We start from the raw sequence: 17,336 nt of genomic DNA on the forward strand, positions 1-17,336 counted from the left end.
AAATGGCTGACTTTGCCTTTCTAGAGCAGGTTGCATCACGCATCAGAGAAAATAGGTCACAGCTAAAAGATACTGAGGACGAGCTTGCAACAGTGAATTTTAGAATTCATGAGATTCCCCTGAAGAGTCCAACAGAGTCTACATTTGCAAAAATGATAGGTCAAGACTACTATGATGCATCAGTAGATTTGGAAAAGGCAAAAGAGAAGTTAATTGCACAAAAAGATGATCTCAGTACAAAAGTAAAAGAAGATATTGCATCATTCATAACAGAGTTTACTTCACATGACCTTGTCATTCCTCTAGAACCAAACCCAAAGATTGCAGATGGTAACACTGTCTTTCACTACAAAAATAACGCAGTTTTTAATAACATACTTGCTATACTAGGCGAACTTTTGGGACTATCTCCACCAATACTTGTCAAGGACGTAATGTTCGCAGCCTCAGAAATAACAATCAAGGTAACAGATGAATATGAAGCCAAACAGAAATTTCTGAGTAGTATAAATGAAGTTCAGAAAACCTTATCAATCAAGAGAAAATAACGTCTAAGAACCATACTCGTACGATTTTACGTATAAAATATAACAAGGTAAAAACAGCCAAGATTTTATGAATAAAAATACCAAAAAGCTTCTTGCATTATCATTTATGGCAATTTTCATAGTTTCCACAGTAAGTGTTGCATTCCTAGGAGGCGGCCGGGTCGCAAACCGGGTTAGTACCACAGATAGAACAATCACTGGTACACCAGCAGATAATTACAAAGACAAGGACAGGCCAACATTTTGTCAGACAGGTCCAGCCAAATCAAACAAGTACATAACAGAATTTAAGATACCCACAGCATGTACCCAGCCGCTTGCAATAGTAGTAGACTCGTCTGGCAGCGTTTGGTTCACAGAATCAAACACAGGAAACTTGGGCAAGTTTGATCCATCTTCAAAATCATTCCAAGAATTTGCCAATCCACAGTGGCAAAGTGGAGAAAAATCCATGATGTGGGGACTTGGCATTGCACAAGATGGAAACATATGGATTACAGACTCGCAACACAGCTTGGTCTGGAAATTCAATCCAATAGACAAGAGCTATCAGAGGTTTGTATTTCCAAAGAGCAATTCGTCAGGTGGATCTTTCCCACAAATGTTACTAATTGATGGTAAAAATGCTTACATCAATGACTTTACTGGAAGACAGATTGGAGTATTTTCCACAGATCATATAGGTCCAGACATAGGCATGACCACCATTCCATCCCCTGGCAATAACAACTTTACAAGTTCAATGGTCACGGATTCTTCAGGAAAAATATGGTATACAACTTGGATATATCAACAGGGAGGAAATCTTGTAAGCTATGACCAAAAAACAGGTAACTTTACCCAGTATACTTTGCCCCAAGATATTCAAGCACCAAATGGAATAACAATTGACTCCTCAGGAAAGTTATGGATAATGGACACTGCAAGCAGTTACTTTTTTGATTTTGATCCAATAAGTAAAAAATTTACAAAGCATACAACTTCCCCACCGCCAGTATCGGCATATGGTAATGCATCAGGATTAATCAAGACGCCAATATCAAGACCATACTGGGATCATTTTGATGACAATGGAAGGTTATGGTTCAACGAACAAGTTGCGAACAGTTTGGGAGCATATGATCCATCAGCCCAATCCCTTGTAGAATATGTAATCCCATCCAAAAATCCCAATTGGTCAGATTGTGGAACCATACCAGACTGCGGAGTGGCCCAGTTACTGGACTTTACAGTAAATCACAACAAGGTATGGTTTACAGAATGGGTTGAAAACAACATTGGAGTTTTGGATCCTAGTGTTGCGCTTCCAATCAATGTAACTACATCTGATGCTTCAATCATCATACATCATGGACAAAATGCAACAGTATCGTTTAACATCAACCCACAAGAGCAGCTCAGTTCTCCGGTGTCCATAATTACAGCAAATACCGCTGGACCTCAAACCATCTCAGTTAAACCACAACAGACTAGCATCACAGTTGATACACCGCAGACCGTCAAGGTCAGAATATCAGCGGACAATTTTGCCACGCCAGGAACGTATAATGTCTTGATAGGTGCAAGGTATCAAGATATCACGGTATCAAAGTACATCAGCGTGACATTAGAGTAAGAAGTGGTTCCTAACCTAGACAAACTGATTGGAATTTCTACTTATTGTACCAAGACAGAGGGTACGGGAGGTAAGATCAAATCATCTCCAGAGCAGTTTTTCGTCTCTGAAATATTGCGAGACAAGGTACTTGACAAGATTTCATCGTCAGGAAGTTATGCAATATACAAGCTAAAAAAACAGGGCATAGACACAAACCATGCACTATCAGATATTTTTACGAAATATGGTTTGAGACTCAAAGCTCTTGGCCTCAAGGATGCAAATGCTACAACTGAGCAGTATGTATGCGATATGACAACAGGAAGATCTGCAGATACATTAATTACAAATAGATACACACTTGAGAAAATCGGTCTTGTTCAAAAACCCCTTACAAAAAAAGACATGGTTGGAAACCATTTCAAAATAAAAATAGAAAATGCAGATTTTGTAAAAGTTGCTCAATTTACAGACCATGACAAGATTCTAAATTTTTTTGGATACCAAAGATTTGGAAGCAAGAGACCAGTATCTCACATAATAGGAAAAGCCATTTTGCAAAAAAATTTTGATTATGCGGTGGAGACTTTGCTTTCCTTTACTTCAGAATATGATTTGGTACACAATAACAAGGTACGTGAAATGCTCAAGGACAAGTCAAATTATGCCAAAGTCTTTGACCAGGTTCCTCCACAAATGGACATTGAAAGAATCGTATTAAGTGAAATGATAAGCCATGATAATCCACTCAAGGCGCTTCGTGCAATACCAATACAGTTACGGAGGTTTTTTGTTGAGGCATTCCAGTCATTTGTGTACAACCAAACAATGTCAAGAGCATATGAGTTTGGAGAGAACATGATACAGCCACAACAAGGGGATGTATGTTTTGATAAAGACGATAACCTTGGAAGATACGAAAATGATCCAAAGCAGAGATTAGCAATTCCGCTTGTAGGTTACTCGTACTCAAAAAAGAATCGATTTGACAGTTTCATATCACAAATACTTGTAGAACAGCAGATAACTCCAAAAGAGTTTTTTGTAAAAGAGATGCAGGAAGCAAGTACGGAGGGAGGGTTCAGACAGGCCATCATATCATGTAATGATTTTGCAATAAAGGAACCATATGTTGAGTTTACCCTCTCAAGAGGATCATATGCAACTACACTATTACGTGAGATAATCAAGCCATCAGACCCAATAGCTGCTGGGTTTTAATCAAGGCCTTAGAAAACAGTGCCACGTGTTTTTAGAAAAAATATCATTGATCAGCATCTATTTTTTCAAAATTTAAAAATATATTTCATAGAACAATTATCTAGAATTATACAATAGCAGATTTCACTGACAAATTCAACTCAAGTCTTATTAATTATGAATTTTAGCGTTGTTCATAATTGAGAAAAATAATATTATTTTTGATATTTATTGCAATTGTACCATTAGGCAATGTGGTATGGGCATCAGATCTTGGTACACTTGGCAGTCCATATGTTACAATATCTCCAAATTCTGGACCTCCTGGAACCAAGATAACTATCACTGTGTCCCACATTCCAGACATATCAAAAACAAGTTATCCATATCCTGATCTTTACATTTATCTTCCATTTTCACAGTCTTTTGGCACTACTCTGACAAGTAATTGTGGAGGGCAAGACTGTTTCCCAATATATACACATGACGATGCAATAAATCACGATTTTGCTGACAGAGTCATCACATTTTCATTGCCCAGCATAAACAATTCAAAGCCCGTCTTTCTCAATGGTTTTGAAAATTCAGTGTGTGATGTAACATCAAATGGAAAGATATTGGAGAGGTTTTCCACCCTCTGTAACACAAAAGATGAACCTGTAGGTATGTATCAAATCAAACTTGGGTGGGTACTTGAAAGTGATTCTGAACAAAATTATACTACAAATATTATTCCATTCCTAGTTACGCCCGGAATACCTCCATCTGGTGTACCAATCGCAGATAATGGTGATACCATTTTAAAAGAATATCAGAACGGAACTATTAGTCAGGCTCGGTTTTATGCAGAACTCAAGGCGCGTAGCTGGACTGATGAACAAATAAGGCAAGCGCTTGCAGTCATAGGTAAACTGCCACACCAGATGGGCACATCAGGCCCTGATTATGGATTGCCAACATATCAAAATTCTACAGTTAGTCCTACAAACACTATACAAAAAAACACTATAGATCAAAATGCATCACAGTCAGAAATTCAGCCACATGTCAATACCAATACGATTAGAGAGCAGGACAATGTGTCACTGCAAGACAGTCAAAATACTTCTATGATCAAACCCATACAAAGCAATTCCACATTTCAACCTGCTCAAAATAACCCCCTTTGGAATAACATCATAACGGCATTATCAGTTATAGCTGCTACGATAATGGCAGGTGTTGTCATATTTGTAAAAATATACAGGAGTAAAGTAAATGCCAGATAAATCATGCAGAACATGTGGAGGAGACCTCATCAAATGGTCTGCATGTACGGAGTGCAGGAAGGCTATACAAAAAATATGCCTAACATGCAGCGAAAAAACTATCGCAGAATTTCATTCTCATCACATACATCTTGAACCATGCAAAATAGATAATGCACAAAGAACAGTTACTACAATCCAGAGTTATGACAGATATACAAAACTAAAAAATCCAAAAAAGAATCCTCGCAACAAGAATTACAGAAATATACTTGTTATTTCAGGACTAATTGTAGCAATTATGATTCTGGGCATGTTAGGCATGAGCAATACAGAGTCTTTTTCAAGTTCTAGATCATCTCAGATCCAAATGATTATTCCTTCAGAACATTCAGGTGTGATCGAGTCAATCAAGGAAACACCTAGTGTAGATACCCATCGTGTAGATACACAACATGTAGATACACAGCATCCTAGTACTAATGCCAAGTACACATACAGTAATTGCCTAGGTGTTTCAGATGGAATGCATCTAACAGTCACTTGTCCTACCGAATATGGCAGTGTGTACAAGGCAGTAGTAGATATGCCATCGGAATTAATATCTCAATTTGAGAATGGTGTATTCAGTTTGAGAGGTCTTGCAGTGACAGAGCATTTAGATTCCATATCAATACAATATGCAAAAAAAGTATATGAAGCCAAGTTTGTCAATGGCTAAAACTATCTTTCATTCAAAGAATTCAAACGAGATCATTGTCTTGTCAATGTTTATGTCAATTTTTTTATTAAAGACTTCCTCAAATATTAATTCAAGAATTGTCTTGTGGTATACAGACCAGTTTTTTCCCAATTCATGTTTCATGACATATTTGTGAAATCCATCATCTTCATGAATATGGCTTACTTGAACTGCCGAGTTTATCATTCGTAATTCAAACCACGCCAAAAAGGACCTGATGTCAATCCTGCCGTTCATAAATAATGCCATGTTTTTTACCTCATCTTTGCCAACACTAGTGGCAACATCAACTATTTCTTTTTCGTCAAATTTGTTAAAAACGTGGACAAAAACCTGTTTGTTTATTATTACAAATCCAACTGTGGACTCGTACATGCCCCAATCCAGAAACTGTTTCAGCGCCTGATTTACAAGCGTATTAGTACTTACTTGCCTATGCCCAGACTCGTTACGTAATCTTTTGATGGTATTTTCATCAAGACGAAATGTGATTGTGGATGTTTTTTTACTTGAGCTCAACTCCTTTTAGTATATGTTACTGAGCTTTTAAGATTTGTACCAATTTGTCGTATAAAGCGCGCTGTAAATCTGACATAACAATGTTAACTGTGTTTTTAGTAAAATAATTTGTCGTATTATATCATGTAAATCATCCCAAGATCATAAGATGAAATGTCGGCATGAACTGCAATGACTGTCATGATCACAATTTTTTCAACTCTAGGAATTTTCATACCCGAGAATACATGAAAAACATATTTCTTGTCATTTATTTTGCCAAGTTTTTTGCAAATTATCTTTATCTTCTGACTCTATACATAATTTTTTTAGATCATTATATCTTGCACGTATTGTAGTAGAGGTAACACCCGAGGCCTTAGTTATCTCTGCTTGCGTCTTTTGTTCTGTATTTAGAATGCATGCCAAATAGAGCGATGCTGCAGCTAATGCTTTTGGATGTTTACCACGTGCAAGACCGGTTTCCTCAGCTGTAGAGATTATTTCCAAGGCCCTTCTTTTTGATTTTTCACTAATTTGTGCTTCATTTGCAATTCTTGCTAAAAATTCTTTAGAGCTAAAAGGAATTATAGATAGATCAAATTTTTCAATCAGGCTTCGATAAGTTCTTGCAATTTCTTTTTTTCCTACGTTACTTGTAAGAGATATTTCAAGAATAGATCTAGGGATTCCGCCTTGTTTACAAGATGCATAAACGCATGCACACATTAGATTTTTTGACTTTCGTCCAACAGTCATTCTGGAGCGCATTGCCTTTCTGTACAGATGAGCAGAATTTTCTGTCACAGAATCTGGCATTCCCAGTTTCATCTGTAACATATTTAGAAATAAAAGGGCAGCCCGTAGTGTTTTATTTCTAGAAGTAATACTCCTTGTGTTCAGCATTTTCAGGCGATGAAAATCATTCTTGGCGGTTCTGGAAAGAGAATTTCCTAGGCTATCCCTGTCTGAGATTATGGTTGTCATGTTCATATCGAACATTGTCAGAGAGATACCCATTCCAGAATTTTTTTTTGCCAGATAATCAGTCGAATCATATGCATATGGCGAAATAGTTTCTAGAGATTTTTCTTCTAAAACTAGTCCGCAGGAACCACAAAGGATCTCACCTGAAACATTATCAGTCACTATTGGCCATCCTTTACAATTAGGCGTAGTACATTTTGGAAACAATTCGTTTATTTTCTGCGAACTGTTTGTAGAAACGTCTAGTACTGGTTTTACCAGTATTTGTTTGTGTTTACTCACGAATCAAATCCACCCATTGTTTTCTGTCTTTTATTTGAAAGGGTTCAATTTGTTCAATGTCTTCTTTTATCAACTGTAATGCCAGTTCAGATTCATTTTGTAATTCCTCTGAAATACGTCTGGAACGAAGTTGTGCAATTCCTTGTATCTCATAGTTCATCTCAACTTCCAAAAGGGTTTGATTCCCGATTTGCGTTATCAAAATGTCTTTTATACCAATTATTGATCCTCTAGTCCATTTGATATGAATGCCTTCGATAGGAAAGAGAGTGACTTTTTGATAGCATTTATCAGAATTACTCAATGTCACCTCCCGAGTAAACACATTTCTACCATGTGATGTATTCCGTACTCTTTCAAGACCTTTCCAAAAATATGGATCCCTTTCAATTGCAGATATTACACTCCAGACTTTTTTAGCAGATGAATTTATCATTATTTTTGATACAATGTGAATCATGCATCAGTATAGCAAACTTGAGTTAAAGTCTAGTTAGTACACACTGCAATCTATGTCATTCAAATACAATGATTACAAAGATAAAGACTTGCAAGAAACATTTGTTCTCATAAACTGTCATCTTGGAAAAGAACAACAAATAGTCAAATCCCTACAGAAATTACATGGTGTCAAAGAAGTACAAGCAACACATGGCGTATATGACGTGATAGTAAAAATTCAAACCATGACAGAGAGAGAGTTAAACGAGACGGTACGTTCAAAAATTCTAGGCCTGGGACCAGTTACTAGCATACTTATGCTCCAGTCAGAATAAACATTTACGTCATGGGATTTATAGATTATCTCCAAAATTTCTTGTGTGAGCATCAACTTCATCTTGCGGAGAAGGGGACTTGTTTTCATGTTTGTGTTCACTTTTGTGAATGCGTCCCTCCATTTTCTTCTGGTGTTCCTCCCTTGAATGGTGAAGCCTATCCTGTTCATGGATAAACTCTTTTCCACATGTGTCACATTTGACAATGTCATGGTGATGATCATGACGGGCGTGTTTTATCAGATCATCATAAACTGTAAACTTGGCATCACATTGTTCACATTTGAATTTCTTTTTAAAAAGATCCAATGTTAACGAAAAGATGTGGTAGATTAATAAAATTATCGCATTAAGAATGGCATTAGTATTGAAGAGCTGTTAAATAATCAAAATCTTAAATTTGTATATTCATGTTTGACAACATATTTTCCAAAGTTACCAAGGCACCAGAATTTCCCCCGGAATTTAATTGGGTCAACACAAAAGAACCGCTTTCACTTGAAAAACTCAGGGGCCATGTGATAGTATTAGACTTTTGGACCTATTGTTGCATAAATTGTATGCACACATTACCCATACTTGCAGAGCTTGAAAAAAAATACAGCGACATGCCAGTTGTATTCATAGGAGTACATTCTGCAAAATTCTTCAATGAGCAAGACAGGAAAAATATTGAACAGGCAGTAGCAAGGTATGAGATATCACATCCAGTACTAGTAGACGAGAAAATGGCCGTCTGGAACAAGTTTGGAATCAATGGCTGGCCTACAATTGCCATAATTGATCCCAATGGGATCCTAGTGTACAGACAGTCGGGAGAGGGTCAAAAAGAGATGATAGAAGATACGATTGATGTCATTTTAGAAAAGCATGAAAGATCTCACACGCTGGCAAGAGAACCAATCAAGATTGCGAAAACTATCAAAAAGAGTAGTGCAACATTATCTTTTCCAGGCAAGATATCAGTATCAAAAGACATGATTGCCATATCAGACTCGAATCATAATAGAGTCATTGTAACAGATCTTTCAGGCAAAGTATTGCACATCATTGGTAGTGGAAAGATAGGACTAGAAGATGGCAAATTTACAGATGCTGCATTTTTCAGACCCCAGGGAGTGGTATGGAAAGATGATTTCATCTTTGTTGCAGACACAGAAAATCATGCGTTACGAAAAATAGACCTGCAAAACAATCACGTTACTACACTTGTTGGAACAGGTAAACAAGGTCCATGGAGATCATCAGGTGGTAGAGGAAAAGAAGTTTCAATTTCATCCCCATGGGATGTTGCAGTAAAAGATGACTTGGTCTTTATTGCAATGGCAGGAAATCATCAGATATGGGTATATGATATCAATACAGATTTGACAAAGCCTTTTGCAGGGAACGGTCAAGAAGACATCATAGACGGCAACAGGATGCAAGCACATCTTGCACAGCCAAGTGGAATTTTCATTCATGATGACACGATATACTTTGTAGATAGTGAAACATCATCAGTCCGGGAAATAGATCTCAAGACGCAGTATGTCAGAACCATTGCAGGTCATGGACTATTTGCATTTGGATACAAAGATGGCAAAATCAGTGAATCATTATTCCAACACTCATTAGGATTGTGTGTAACTACAAACAAAATATTTGTTGCAGATACTTACAATTCTTCAATTAGAGTAATTGATCAAAAGAATGATTCAGTCATGACATTAATTGGAAAGCAGGGCATGAGCACAACATGTAGACTGGATGATCCAAGTTGCGACACACTAGAACTATACGAGCCAAGTGATGTCAAATGGTATCAAGACAAGCTGTACATTGCAGATACAAATAACCACATAATACGAGTTTATGATCTCATGACAAATATTCTAGAGACATTAGATATACAAATTTAGAAATTTATTCAAAAAAGCTTTCTGCAACTATTTCATATTTTAGTGCAAATTCCTTTATCTGAGAAAATTGTATTTTTCCCTTATGATATTGATCCCATATAAAATCAAGCAGTTCTATACTTGACAGATGTTCCTGATCCATTGCCGGCGTGGTTCCAAGTATTTCAGTACAAAAAATCTGCAAGTCGGCAAACTGAAAGTTATCAAGCAATACCCTCATTTGTTCAATGGTATCATCTCGTGGCTTTGATTTTCCAAACAATCCCATGAAATAGCATTTCAAGACTGCCATTTAATTCCATGGCTAATACCAATTGGCGGAAAATCCAAGTTGAGCCATGATATAGCTTGGGAAGAAAGACACCAAAGGCATGGAATAAGGATTTAAGCTTGTATCACAATTTAACATAGTATGGAAAAAGCATACGTTTTGATCGGTTGCGAGCTTGGTTCCGAAAACGAAATTGTTGAAAAATTGAAGAAAATAGACAAAGTAAAGGATGCAAAGGTAGTATACGGTGATTACGACATCGTAGTAGAAGCTGAAACCGATACTGAATCCCAGATGGACAGCCTAATTACAAAAAAGATTCGTCAATTAGCTAGGGTCAGATCCACTATGACTTTGGGCGTCGTAAGCTGATTCCAAGACCTGCAGCCAAGATCAATGCACCACCAACGGCAATCCATTGACCGTTTACAATCCATTTCGGATTTGAATACATGAACGATGAAGTAGGGCCAACCATGGAATTTCCTTGAAGGTAGAAGATTATTCCAAATGCAAAAACTACAATGCCAATAGCCATGAGTATAATTTTTGCTTTCATAATACAAGATGGACAAGTCCCAAATAAAAGGCAAAATGAGTTGATAAGAAAGGCAAAATCCTTTTTATTTCCTTCTTTAATTCACAATTTTACAGCAATATCAAGTTGGATGATTGGGGAGTAGACCTATTGGATCTAAAGAAGAACAGAAGTTCAATAGATATTGCAATATTTTTAGGAGCAGCGGCACTAGCTCTAGTCTCATATCTCACATTGGGACCAGATATTGACAGAATGATAAGACAGAGTCCTTTAATTATGGACTTGATGTTTGCACCATCCTTTGGAATTGGTTTTCTATATGGCCTTAAAATGACTGACAGGGTAATGCATCCTTCAGAATCCCGCAGCCCATTAAAACGAGCATTCTTCAAGGTATTCTTGTTTTTATTCATGATGGGGGCAATTTTTACGGCAGTCTCTTTTGCACTTCATGGGGGCGTACAACCATCACACAAGTCAATCTTTACAGACGGCTTGATTCCATGGGCAACAGAATTTATTCAGACAAATGGAGGGCTGACATTTTTGATAGTATCAAGCATAACAATAATGGCAGCTGCAACAAGGAGAATAGTTGGGATGGAGGGAATATTTAGCAAAATATTTACATTTGTTGGGACATACATCTTCTTTTCCATGCTTGCTCTTACCTTTACCCACTCAGACCCAACACATTCTCAAGTTTACCTATACGCATTTTACCAAGCAGGTATTGTTGGCGGAATATTTTATCAGATGAACAAGCTTACAACAAGAGCAAACATGTGGGAAGACTATAACAATGGATTTTAGAATTTTTTAATCCTAGGTATTAACAAGACCATTGAAATAGACAATACCATTACAAGCAAAGCGACATTTGAAAATTCTGGAAGATATGTTGTTCCAATGATACTTGTATTTGTAGTACCAGTCTGATTGAATTTCAGCATTACTGTGGAGCTGTCAGTTCCAGGAATCACTATGGAAGAGACTGGCTTTCCATCTTGTGTTACTGTTAGTTTTCCACCTATCAGATTGGTTGGTATCTGAATTTCAGCAATGTTTCCATCATGTGTACTGTTGCCAAGAAAAACAAGTTCCTTGTTCATCTCGTTAAAGGTTACATTTTGCATTTCATAGTTTGATACTGTAATAACATCAAAGGTGTAATTTTCTGCTTTTATCTTCCAGTCCCATTTGATACCAGGGTGATCAAGGCTTTTTGGAACCGAGATTTGTGCAAAAGCTGGTACTGTTAACATACCTAGTAAAATCATACATGATAAGAAAATTTGAGATCTCAATTTTTCAGAGTAGCAAGTTTGCCGCGAATTTCTTTGTCTTTTATAATTCTGGGATGGGAAATATCTGCAAGTATTACTTCGTACCAAAGATACAAACCATCTTGATGGACATAGTATGAACCGAGAAGATCCATGTTAGGAAATCGCTCCAACACTCTACGCTCTGCAACTCTTTGCATGCTAAGAGCAGGCTTGATTCGAAGTACACCCAAGTGTTTTGGTCTTCTTCCTGCAACTGGCCTCTTCTTGCGCATGTTGCCCTTACCTACACGCATTCTTACTACAACAATTCCCTGTTTTGCCTTGTATCCTAATCTTCGTGCCCTTTGGATTCTGCTTGGTCTATCCACACGTACTAGAGCGTTTTCTTTTCTCCATTGTATGGCCTTTGCCCTAAGCTCTGGAGAATTTTCTTTCCACATCTTGATCCAGATTTGATCCTGTTGGCTAGGCATACTCGGCACTACAGATTTACCCTTTATATTCTGTTAGAAAATTAGACAGGGTTTTGCTTACAAAATAAATCAAATGTTAGAGAAGCCTATTTATGAAATTAATTTTTCTTAGTTTTTATGAAATGGTCAAGACATATTTTGATATTTGCCATGATTGGGGCATTAGTACTTGGTACACAGTATAGTTTTGCAGTTCCCTCGCTTGTGATATCTACAAGCAAGCATGTTTATGAATATGGAGACTTGCTTTCAATCAACGTGCAGGTTTCAGAACTTGTCAGCAACAGTATAACTATACATATCACCGACAGTTCAAACAAGACAAGCGCACCGATTAACTTGCCAATATACAAATTAAACAATACGATAACCTCACCATTTCCCTTTTACAAGACAACCTTCAATCCCGGAACTTACCGCATTGATGCGAAATATTCCAACTCTACTGCCAGTGTTTCTTTTGATCTAATAGACACTGGCAAAATCGTCATACCGATTGAATTCAAATCACTTGTAAAGACATTGGAACAAGGATCTCCTACTGACAAGATGTATGCAGGAGTAATTCGTGAACTGATAAACAACAACATACTCAATGTTCCAAATTACAACCCTACAAATCAAACATACGTACCACAATGGTTCAAGAATAATGTCAAATGGTGGTCAAATGATTCCATCTCAGACAATGAATTTGGCATGTCAATAGAATATCTAATTCAAAAAGGAATCATCCAAGTCTAGGTTTTACTTTTTAATTGATTTGTGATCTGGTAGAGTATACAATTACAATAGTTACTAGCGTTGTAGTAGCACAAGTAAAAGGTTAGATTAAATCAAAAATAAGGTCGTCAATAATCCTGGCTTGATTAACTATATAACACCGCGAAGAATCATGATTATTTTTTCTCCTATCACATTTGCTGCAAGGGTCTGCGCTTCTTTTGTCTGAGCACCAATATGCGGGGTGCATATAATATTTGGAAGTAATGTCAGTTTATTTCCAACTGCGGGTTCTTTTTCAAATACATCAAGTGCAGCACCTGCAATCCTGCCATCTTTGAGCGCGTCATACAATGCATTTTCGTCAATGATCTCACCCCTTGATGTGTTTATTATGTATGCCGTCTTTTTCATAGTAGAGATTCTTTTAGCGTTTACCAAGTGATTGGTAGCATCAGTGAGCGGAACATGAAACGAAACATAATCTGCACTTGAGAGCAGAGTATCAATATCCGCTTTAATCAACCCTACATCACGTGCAAAATCGTCTGCAATTGGCATCACATCAAATCCAATAATATTCATATTCAACCCCCTTGCAAGTTTCGCAAGTCTTTTTCCAATATTTCCCAAACCAACTATGCCAAGATATTTTCCAGAGAGCTCACTTCCCATGAGTTCTTTTTTGAGCCACTTGCCATTTCGTATCTCTCTGTCTGCTCTAGGTATTTCTCTTGCCATTGAAAGCATCAATCCCAAAACAAGTTCTGCAACCGCATTCATTGCACCCTCTACTGCGTTGATAACCCGTATGCCTTTTGTCTTGGCAGCCTCAACGTCAATATTATCAAGGCCTACTCCCACACGTGCAATTATTTTGCACTTGGTAGTACGATCAATCATTTCTTTTGTTATCTTTGTCCTGCTTCTTACTATAACTATATCAAAATTAGAAATTTTCTCTTTTATTTGATCTGGTGTAATTTCTGGTTCGTATGTTATTTTTAATCCATTTTTTTGTAATATATCATTTAGAATTGGCGCCACCTGATCACAGATCAAAACAGATTGGTCCATAGACATGAAAGAAAACCACCAGTAACAGCATATAATCATTGCCAAGATAATTTTTTTGTTATCAAATTATATGGAAAAAATAAGATAACCTAGATCTCTTGGAGATTATGCAGTTAATATTCTACTGGGCCAAGACAATATGTTATTCAATAAAATAATCTGGAACATCATAATTGGTTGTACTGTCATATCTCTAACTCAAATCCCACCAGAGTTGAAAGTCATATGAAAATTCTCATCTAATCTAACTCAGACAAGTGTGACAACTGCAAGCAGCTGAACATGATCAATACAGAATAACGAGTATACTGTTAAATTAAAAACAAAAAGAGAAAGATTTGGGGATTTACCCGCTCAGTGATTTCGCAATTGCAGCTGCTTGATCGTCAGTACATAGACAGTGAACTATTTCCTTTTGTGGAATAGAATCTACACCTACTGGAGGTACTGCATCAGATGGGTTTGGCATATCGCCTGGATGATATCCCAAGTTGAATGGGTCACCTGCGACAAATACTGTGGCCGCACCTGTAAAGATTGCTGCATAGTCATGATTGACTGCTACATATGCACCTGGACTATCAAAGACAGCATCAATGATTGCATCCTGTGAGCCACCAATCAACCAAGTCTGAACTCCTTGAGCTTGTACATGGTTGCCTTGCACTACACGAGCAAGTTGTCCTCCTACAATGTGGAAGAAGACTGGCATGTTTCCTTGATTCACTACAAAGAGTCTGTAGTGTGTGTCAAGGTCGACAAATAATGGATGTCCTTGATACTGTTTTAGCGATGGATCATTCCAAGGTTGCACTGGGAAGACATTCTTTGTTGGATCACCCTTTATCAGCTTGTTGATATCTGCGTTGGGTGTATAACCAAATGCCATTCCGTTTACAACAGTTTGTGTTGTATTGTGAAGGAACATTGCTGTTTGGTCATAGCTGCCATCTGCGTTCAAGTACAATTGGTTGTACTGTAAGACAAATTCTTTTGCGGCAGCCTCATACCTATGATGTACGACTATGACTTTACCACCTTGGGTAGCGGTCTTGTCTACTATCAATGGATTGTAACCATTCAATGGATCAACGATTAATACTCCGTACATGCCGGACAATACATGTTGGTCCATGGATGCAAGATTAACTCCTTCACAGTGGTACTTGAATGCACCAGGAGTCTCAGCGATAAATGCATAAGTGTTGGATTGACCAATCTTAACAGCTCCAAAGTTTGTTGCACTAAGTTGAGCTGCGTGCATATCTATGGAGTGTGGAGTTGATTCAGTCGATGGTACAGTGAGAGTTACTCTGACGATGTCGCCTTGTGTAACTCTTACAGTTGGTCCTGGGACTTGGCCGTTAAAGGTCAATGCGTAATATTTTCCGCCGCCCATAATAGGCAAAGTAGTGCTTTGAGCTACCAACTTTACATCTACTACATGACGTCCCTGTGCAGTCAAATTAGCAATTTGATCTACCGGTATCTGTGCAAATGCATTTGGCATTTGTAATTTGATACCACCCATGTCATCGACTGCCTTAATCGAGGCCTGTGCCGGTGCACTAGGTACACTCTGACTTGATGCAGTCATCTGAGTCTGTGAATATGTGCTTGCGAACAATAATCCTGCTACTGCCACTACTGCGGCAATAGACATCATACTGTATCGTCTGTTCATCGTTTCGAATGATAAAATCTAAATATATTAACTTATTGGGGATTTTCTTAAGAAAATCGCAGAATCTCGCTATTTCCAATCATTCTTAATTCTAAAAAATGCGAATGCATATTAGGAAAATTAATTGTAGTTTTGGCGTGAAGTTTAGAACTGATTCTGATTCTTTGGGCAAGGTGGAAATTCCAGTAGAAGCATATTATGGAGCATTTACAGCAAGAGCAATAAAACATTACCATGTAAGTGGACAGAAATCCCATCCATATCTTATCATGGCATTTGTCATGATCAAGAGATCGGCAGCAATTGCAAACATGAAAGTAAAAGCACTTGACACCAAAAGAGGAAATGCAATAATTAAGGCCTGTGATCAAGTCCTGTCAGGAAAATATCTTGATCAGTTTGTTGTAGAGGCAATCAATTCTGGTGCAGGAACAGCATTCAACATGAATACGAATGAGGTAATAGCAAACATTGCACTCGAAGTGATTGGAGAGCAGAAAGGAGATTACAAAGTCATACATCCAAATGATCATGTAAACATGTCACAGTCAAGCAACGATACATTTCCAACTGCAATGCATGTCGCAATTTTATTTAATGTAAACCAAGTAATACCAGCAATTGACGAGCTTGTAAAGACGTTAACAAAAAAAGCAAAAGAATTTTCAAGTTATCAAAAAATTGGAAGGACCCATTTGATGGATGCACTTCCTGTAACTCTTGGAAGTGAATTTGCAGCATATGCTACAGCAATTGCAAAGGCTCGTGATGCAATCTTTGAATCAAAAAAAGATCTAGAACATGTCGCGCTTGGAGGAACCGCAGTAGGCTCCGGTGCAAACACGCCAAAGGGATACAGATTATTTGCAATAGCAGAGCTTGGTAAGATATCAAAACTTCCACTCAAACCAGAACAAGACATGCAATTTGGACTTGAGAGCAGATTTGCAATTGCAAGAGTTTCATCTACCCTGAGAAATCTGGCCCTAGAACTTGGAAGAATATCAAATGATATTAGACTAATGGCGTCAGGACCTGTAGCAGGTCTATCTGAGATTGGAATTCCTGCAGTACATGCAGGATCTTCAATCATGCCAGGCAAGGTAAACCCATCTCTTGCAGAATGTATGAACATGGTATGTTTTGACATAATTGGAAAGGATTCCACTGTTGCACTTGCAGCACAAGCAGGTCAGTTTGAACTCAATGTGATGCTTCCTGTAATGCTAAAATCAGTCCTTGATTCCATGGACATGTTAAGAAACTTTGTTCCAATATTTTCAAGGAATTTAATCGATGGACTAACTGCAAACAAGACAAAGCTTAGCCAATACATAGAAAACAGTCCAGTCATAGTAACTCTTCTCACTCCAAAGATTGGATATCAAGTTTCTGCAGATTTATTCAAGGAATCTCTCAAGACAGGAAAGACCATCAGGCAATTAGTGATCTCAAAGGGATTGTTGACTGAAAAAGAAGTAAAGGCCCTACTCAGATAAA

General features: G+C 37.6%; 21 protein-coding genes. 11 read left to right on the top strand and 10 right to left on the bottom strand.

Annotated elements, in window-relative coordinates:
• The first annotated feature begins 2 nt into the window (after nt 1-2).
• From BQ3481_RS06030 to BQ3481_RS06050, 5 genes are all read left to right on the top strand, one after another.
• A complete protein-coding gene (locus tag BQ3481_RS06030) occupies nt 3-548 on the top strand; it encodes a hypothetical protein (RefSeq protein WP_157927461.1) in 546 nt (181 codons plus the stop codon).
• 67 nt (nt 549-615) lie between these two features.
• The gene (locus tag BQ3481_RS06035) at nt 616-2,163 is read left to right on the top strand and encodes a virginiamycin B lyase family protein (protein WP_157927462.1); all 1,548 of its coding nucleotides are present in this window, start codon (nt 616-618) and stop codon (nt 2,161-2,163) included.
• A 3-nt stretch (nt 2,164-2,166) separates the two neighbouring features.
• On the top strand, nt 2,167-3,366 hold the full coding sequence (gene truD / locus BQ3481_RS06040) for a tRNA pseudouridine(13) synthase TruD (RefSeq protein ID WP_157927463.1): 1,200 nt from the start codon (nt 2,167-2,169) through the stop codon (nt 3,364-3,366).
• A gap of 179 nt (nt 3,367-3,545) precedes the next feature.
• Nucleotides 3,546-4,613 carry a hypothetical protein gene (locus BQ3481_RS06045; protein WP_157927464.1) on the top strand — a complete coding sequence of 356 codons (1,068 nt, stop codon included), beginning with the start codon at nt 3,546-3,548 and terminating at the stop codon, nt 4,611-4,613.
• Entirely contained in the window at nt 4,603-5,313 is a 711-nt protein-coding gene (locus BQ3481_RS06050) for a hypothetical protein (RefSeq protein WP_157927465.1), read from the top strand. The genes BQ3481_RS06045 and BQ3481_RS06050 overlap by 11 nt, the downstream gene beginning before the upstream one ends.
• Before the next feature lie 9 nt (nt 5,314-5,322).
• Here BQ3481_RS06050 and BQ3481_RS06055 read toward each other — a convergent pair whose 3' ends face one another.
• The 3 genes from BQ3481_RS06055 to BQ3481_RS06065 all read right to left on the bottom strand — a co-directional run bounded on the left by BQ3481_RS06055 (nt 5,323) and on the right by BQ3481_RS06065 (nt 7,561).
• Nucleotides 5,323-5,853, bottom strand: coding sequence for a ribbon-helix-helix domain-containing protein (locus tag BQ3481_RS06055; protein ID WP_157927466.1), 531 nt, complete (start codon nt 5,851-5,853; stop codon nt 5,323-5,325).
• A gap of 246 nt (nt 5,854-6,099) precedes the next feature.
• Nucleotides 6,100-7,101 carry a transcription initiation factor IIB gene (locus tag BQ3481_RS06060; protein ID WP_157927467.1) on the bottom strand — a complete coding sequence of 334 codons (1,002 nt, stop codon included), beginning with the start codon at nt 7,099-7,101 and terminating at the stop codon, nt 6,100-6,102.
• Entirely contained in the window at nt 7,094-7,561 is a 468-nt protein-coding gene (locus BQ3481_RS06065; protein ID WP_157927468.1) for an SRPBCC family protein, read from the bottom strand. The genes BQ3481_RS06060 and BQ3481_RS06065 overlap by 8 nt, the downstream gene beginning before the upstream one ends.
• A 52-nt stretch (nt 7,562-7,613) precedes the next feature.
• On the opposite strand from BQ3481_RS06065, the gene BQ3481_RS06070 reads away from it, so the two are divergent.
• On the top strand, nt 7,614-7,877 hold the full coding sequence (locus BQ3481_RS06070; protein WP_157927469.1) for an Lrp/AsnC ligand binding domain-containing protein: 264 nt from the start codon (nt 7,614-7,616) through the stop codon (nt 7,875-7,877).
• Nucleotides 7,878-7,895: 18 nt separating this feature from the next.
• Here BQ3481_RS06070 and BQ3481_RS06075 read toward each other — a convergent pair whose 3' ends face one another.
• Entirely contained in the window at nt 7,896-8,186 is a 291-nt protein-coding gene (locus BQ3481_RS06075) for a C2H2-type zinc finger protein (protein WP_157927470.1), read from the bottom strand.
• 101 nt (nt 8,187-8,287) lie between these two features.
• On the opposite strand from BQ3481_RS06075, the gene BQ3481_RS06080 reads away from it, so the two are divergent.
• Entirely contained in the window at nt 8,288-9,778 is a 1,491-nt protein-coding gene (locus tag BQ3481_RS06080) for a thioredoxin-like domain-containing protein (protein WP_157927471.1), read from the top strand.
• A 4-nt stretch (nt 9,779-9,782) separates the two neighbouring features.
• Here BQ3481_RS06080 and BQ3481_RS06085 read toward each other — a convergent pair whose 3' ends face one another.
• A complete protein-coding gene (locus tag BQ3481_RS06085; RefSeq protein ID WP_157927472.1) occupies nt 9,783-10,046 on the bottom strand; it encodes a hypothetical protein in 264 nt (87 codons plus the stop codon).
• A gap of 144 nt (nt 10,047-10,190) precedes the next feature.
• Here BQ3481_RS06085 and BQ3481_RS06090 point away from each other — a divergent pair, with 144 nt between their 5' ends.
• Complete coding sequence (locus tag BQ3481_RS06090; protein WP_157927473.1) at nt 10,191-10,421, top strand: Lrp/AsnC ligand binding domain-containing protein; 231 nt, start codon at nt 10,191-10,193, stop codon at nt 10,419-10,421.
• Here BQ3481_RS06090 and BQ3481_RS06095 read toward each other — a convergent pair.
• Entirely contained in the window at nt 10,396-10,608 is a 213-nt protein-coding gene (locus tag BQ3481_RS06095; protein WP_157927474.1) for a hypothetical protein, read from the bottom strand. The two genes, BQ3481_RS06090 and BQ3481_RS06095, sit on opposite strands and share 26 nt — an antisense overlap.
• Nucleotides 10,609-10,737: 129 nt before the next feature.
• Here BQ3481_RS06095 and BQ3481_RS06100 point away from each other — a divergent pair, with 129 nt between their 5' ends.
• Nucleotides 10,738-11,403: a hypothetical protein gene (locus BQ3481_RS06100; protein ID WP_231911744.1), complete on the top strand. Its 666-nt coding sequence runs from the start codon at nt 10,738-10,740 to the stop codon at nt 11,401-11,403.
• Here the strand turns inward: BQ3481_RS06100 and BQ3481_RS06105 are convergent.
• Nucleotides 11,400-11,855, bottom strand: coding sequence for a hypothetical protein (locus tag BQ3481_RS06105; RefSeq protein WP_157927475.1), 456 nt, complete (start codon nt 11,853-11,855; stop codon nt 11,400-11,402). The genes BQ3481_RS06100 and BQ3481_RS06105 overlap by 4 nt on opposite strands.
• A 38-nt stretch (nt 11,856-11,893) precedes the next feature.
• Nucleotides 11,894-12,352: a 50S ribosomal protein L15e gene (locus BQ3481_RS06110; RefSeq protein WP_157927476.1), complete on the bottom strand. Its 459-nt coding sequence runs from the start codon at nt 12,350-12,352 to the stop codon at nt 11,894-11,896.
• Between the two features lie 117 nt (nt 12,353-12,469).
• Between BQ3481_RS06110 and BQ3481_RS06115 the strand changes: the two genes are divergently transcribed.
• Nucleotides 12,470-13,096, top strand: a complete 627-nt coding sequence (locus BQ3481_RS06115) for a hypothetical protein (RefSeq protein WP_157927477.1) — start codon at nt 12,470-12,472, stop codon at nt 13,094-13,096.
• Nucleotides 13,097-13,225: 129 nt separating this feature from the next.
• Here the strand turns inward: BQ3481_RS06115 and BQ3481_RS06120 are convergent, their stop codons facing one another.
• Together BQ3481_RS06120 and BQ3481_RS06125 are read right to left on the bottom strand one after the other, a co-directional pair.
• Nucleotides 13,226-14,158 carry a D-2-hydroxyacid dehydrogenase gene (locus BQ3481_RS06120; protein WP_157927478.1) on the bottom strand — a complete coding sequence of 311 codons (933 nt, stop codon included), beginning with the start codon at nt 14,156-14,158 and terminating at the stop codon, nt 13,226-13,228.
• Nucleotides 14,159-14,498: 340 nt separating this feature from the next.
• Nucleotides 14,499-15,836: a multicopper oxidase domain-containing protein gene (locus BQ3481_RS06125; RefSeq protein ID WP_157927479.1), complete on the bottom strand. Its 1,338-nt coding sequence runs from the start codon at nt 15,834-15,836 to the stop codon at nt 14,499-14,501.
• Nucleotides 15,837-15,973: 137 nt separating this feature from the next.
• On the opposite strand from BQ3481_RS06125, the gene BQ3481_RS06130 reads away from it, so the two are divergent.
• Nucleotides 15,974-17,335: an aspartate ammonia-lyase gene (locus tag BQ3481_RS06130; RefSeq protein WP_157927480.1), complete on the top strand. Its 1,362-nt coding sequence runs from the start codon at nt 15,974-15,976 to the stop codon at nt 17,333-17,335.
• Nucleotide 17,336: the final 1 nt, after the last annotated feature.

The organism is Candidatus Nitrosotalea okcheonensis (assembly GCF_900177045.1).
Taxonomy (GTDB): Archaea; Thermoproteota; Nitrososphaeria; order Nitrososphaerales; family Nitrosopumilaceae; genus Nitrosotalea; species Nitrosotalea okcheonensis.

Bases quoted from the DNA above. Each gene is read 5' to 3' on its own strand.
- BQ3481_RS06030 (WP_157927461.1), top strand. From the start codon at position 3: ATGGCTGACTTTGCCTTTCTAGAGCAGGTTGCATCACGCATCAGAGAA.
- BQ3481_RS06035 (WP_157927462.1), top strand. From the start codon at position 616: ATGAATAAAAATACCAAAAAGCTTCTTGCATTATCATTTATGGCAATT.
- BQ3481_RS06050 (WP_157927465.1), top strand. From the start codon at position 4,603: ATGCCAGATAAATCATGCAGAACATGTGGAGGAGACCTCATCAAATGG.
- BQ3481_RS06065 (WP_157927468.1), bottom strand. From the start codon at position 7,561: ATGATTCACATTGTATCAAAAATAATGATAAATTCATCTGCTAAAAAA.
- BQ3481_RS06070 (WP_157927469.1), top strand. From the start codon at position 7,614: ATGTCATTCAAATACAATGATTACAAAGATAAAGACTTGCAAGAAACA.
- BQ3481_RS06080 (WP_157927471.1), top strand. From the start codon at position 8,288: ATGTTTGACAACATATTTTCCAAAGTTACCAAGGCACCAGAATTTCCC.
- BQ3481_RS06085 (WP_157927472.1), bottom strand. From the start codon at position 10,046: ATGGGATTGTTTGGAAAATCAAAGCCACGAGATGATACCATTGAACAA.
- BQ3481_RS06090 (WP_157927473.1), top strand. From the start codon at position 10,191: ATGGAAAAAGCATACGTTTTGATCGGTTGCGAGCTTGGTTCCGAAAAC.
- BQ3481_RS06095 (WP_157927474.1), bottom strand. From the start codon at position 10,608: ATGAAAGCAAAAATTATACTCATGGCTATTGGCATTGTAGTTTTTGCA.
- BQ3481_RS06105 (WP_157927475.1), bottom strand. From the start codon at position 11,855: ATGTTAACAGTACCAGCTTTTGCACAAATCTCGGTTCCAAAAAGCCTT.
- BQ3481_RS06110 (WP_157927476.1), bottom strand. From the start codon at position 12,352: ATGCCTAGCCAACAGGATCAAATCTGGATCAAGATGTGGAAAGAAAAT.
- BQ3481_RS06115 (WP_157927477.1), top strand. From the start codon at position 12,470: ATGAAATGGTCAAGACATATTTTGATATTTGCCATGATTGGGGCATTA.
- BQ3481_RS06120 (WP_157927478.1), bottom strand. From the start codon at position 14,158: ATGTCTATGGACCAATCTGTTTTGATCTGTGATCAGGTGGCGCCAATT.
- BQ3481_RS06125 (WP_157927479.1), bottom strand. From the start codon at position 15,836: ATGAACAGACGATACAGTATGATGTCTATTGCCGCAGTAGTGGCAGTA.